At 74.9% G+C, this 2695-nt stretch carries 3 protein-coding genes; all 3 read left to right on the forward strand.

Features of this window, described 5'->3' with window-relative positions; translation table 11 throughout:
• Nucleotides 1-386, forward strand: a 386-nt coding sequence (locus B7767_RS15325; RefSeq protein ID WP_143652472.1) for an oxygenase MpaB family protein, incomplete at its 5' end; no start/stop codon positions are given.
• A gap of 271 nt (nt 387-657) precedes the next feature.
• Complete coding sequence (locus B7767_RS15330) at nt 658-1164, forward strand: SRPBCC family protein (protein ID WP_085572680.1); 507 nt, start codon at nt 658-660, stop codon at nt 1162-1164.
• Nucleotides 1157-2695, forward strand: a 1539-nt coding sequence (locus tag B7767_RS15335; RefSeq protein WP_085572681.1) for an NAD(P)/FAD-dependent oxidoreductase, incomplete at its 3' end; no start/stop codon positions are given. The genes B7767_RS15330 and B7767_RS15335, both read left to right, overlap by 8 nt.

Here is a 2695-nt window from a genome sequence, read left to right on the forward strand (position 1 = left end):
CCCGTCCCCTGGACGAGGAGGGCTGTGACGCGTACGTCGCCGACATGGCGCGGATCGCCACCGCGCTCGGCGTGCCCGACCCGCCGGTCGACCGCGCCGGACTCGCCGAGCGGCTGGCCGCCTACCGCGGCGAGCTGCGCGCCACCCCCGAGGCCCGCAGCACCGCCCGCTTCCTGCTGCTCCACCCGCCCGTCCCCCTGCTGGCCAGACTGCCGTACGGGGCCCTCGCCGCCAACTCGGTCTCCCTGCTTCCCGTCTGGGCCTCCCGAGCCCTGTGGCTGCCCCGCGTCCCCCCGGCCGAGAGCATCTGCGTCCACCCCCTGGGCACCGCCCTCACCACAACCATCCGCTGGGCCCTGGCCCCCGCCCGAGACACGACCCCCTGACCACGAGCCCCCGCTCCCGAGATCCGCGGGCAGTCGTGCCTCCCCCAGTGCCTCAAGGGCCTGAGAGGTGCCCCCAGGGCGATGGGGGTGCCCCCGCCCGAGCGCAGCCGGGAGTGGGGGAGGCACCCCGCAGGCGCCGGGCTGCGCGACCCCGCCCCCGGACCGCACCCGCACGGGGCACCCCACAAGCACCAGCCACCTCACCGGTTGACCCCGTCCAGAAGGGGCACTCAGTGCTGACCGACATCGCTCGCGGACACGGGAGGTCGAAGTGGCGGTCCGCCATCATCTGATCAGAACGAGCCCGCAGTCCGTCTGGACCGTCCTGGAGGACGGCACCCGGTACGCGGAATGGGTCGTGGGAACCTCCTCGTCGAAACCAGTGCACGGACACTGGCCACAACTCGGCTCGGCGATCGGCTTCGAGGTCCGCCTCGGCCCCCTGAGCCTGACCAACGAGACCGTCGTCCGGCGCTGTGTGCCCGGTGAGGCACTGGAACTCGAGGCCAAGGCCGGCCCCCTCGGCACCGCCCGCATCGCCATCGAACTGCGCCCCTGGGGCGACCACTGCCTGGTCATCGTGGACGAGCACCCGCTGAAGGGTGCCGGCGGCACGGTGCACAACGCGGCCGTGGAGGCCCTGATCCAGATCCGCCACCGCGCCATGCTCGCCAGGCTGGCGAAGATCTGTGAGGCCGACGCGGCCGAGGCCGAGCGGCACCGCCCCCTCGGCCAGGTGGTGTCACCGGCCCCCGACGGGGGAGGCGCCCGTGGCTGACGCCGTGGTGATCGGGGCCGGCCCCAACGGACTGGTCGCGGCCAACCTGCTCACCGACGCCGGCTGGAGCGTCGAGGTGCTGGAGGAGCAGCCGGAGCCCGGCGGAGCCGTGCGCCACGACCGGGGCGCCGACCCCGAGTTCGTCAGCGACCTCTGCAGCTCCTTCTACCCGCTCGCCGCCGCCTCCCCGGTCGTCTCCGGGCTGCACCTGGAGCGTCATGGACTGCGCTGGAGCCATGCCCCGCACGTGGTAGCGCACCCCCTGAGCGACGGCCGGTGCGCGGTCCTCGACCGCCGTGTCGACGTCACCGCCGACTCGCTGGACGCCTTCGCGCCGGGCGACGGGGACGCCTGGCGCCGCCTGCACGACGTGTGGGAGGACCTCCGGCCGGATCTCCTGGACGCCTTGTTCACCCCCTTCCCGCCCGTCCGCTCCGGGATCCGGCTGGCCTTCCGGCTGCGCGGCACGGGCGGGCTGCGCATGGCGCGCACCCTGGTCCTGCCGGTGCGCCGGCTGGGGGAGGAGGAGTTCCGCGGCGAGGGCGGAGGGCTGCTGCTGGCCGGTAACGCGCTCCACGCCGACCTGGCACCGGAGGCCGCGGGCAGCGGTGGCTTCGGCTGGCTGATGTCGATGCTCGGACAGACCTACGGCTTCCCCGTGCCGGTCGGCGGCGCCGGAGCCCTCACCGAGGCCCTGACGCGCCGGCTGGAGTCGCGCGGCGGGGTGCTGCGCTGCGGCAGGCGCGTCGAGCGGATCCTCGTACGCGACGGCCGGGCGACGGGGGTGCGCACGGCCGACGGCGAGACGTTCGCGGCCGGCCGCGCCGTCCTCGCGGACGTGGCCGTGCCCGCCCTGTACCGCGAACTCCTCGGCCCCGAGGACGTTCCCGCCCAGATGCTGGACGACCTGCGGCGCTTCCAGTGGGACTTCGCCACCTTCAAGGTCGACTGGGCGCTGGACGGCCCGGTGCCCTGGAACTGCGAGCAGGCCGCGGGTGCCGGCACCGTCCATCTCGCGGACGGCATCGACGAACTCACCCGCTTCGCCGCCCAGCTCGCCACCGGCAGCGTCCCCGACCGGCCCTTCTGCCTGTTCGGCCAGATGACGACCTCCGACCCGTCCCGCTCCCCGCGGGGCACCGAGTCCGCGTGGGCCTACACCCATGTGCCCCACGACGTCACCGGCGACGCGGGCGGGGACTCGCTCACGGGAGCCTGGGACACCAAGGAGCAGGAGCTCATGGCCGACCGTGTGGAGCACCAGGTGGAACGCTTCGCGCCCGGTTTCCGGTCCACGATCAGGGCCCGGCGCGTCCTCGCCCCGCCCACCCTCCAGTCCCTGGACCGGAACCTGCACGGCGGCGCCATCAACGGCGGCACCGCGGCCATGCACCAGCAGCTCTTCTTCCGCCCGGCCCCCGGCACCGGGCGCCCCGAAACGCCCGTCAAGGGCCTGTACCTGGCGTCCGCCGGCGCCCATCCGGGCGGCGGCGTGCACGGCGCGCCGGGCGCCAACGCCGCACGCGCCGCG

Source organism: Streptomyces sp. 13-12-16, from assembly GCF_002114215.1.
In the GTDB taxonomy this organism is placed as follows: Bacteria; Actinomycetota; Actinomycetes; order Streptomycetales; family Streptomycetaceae; genus Streptomyces.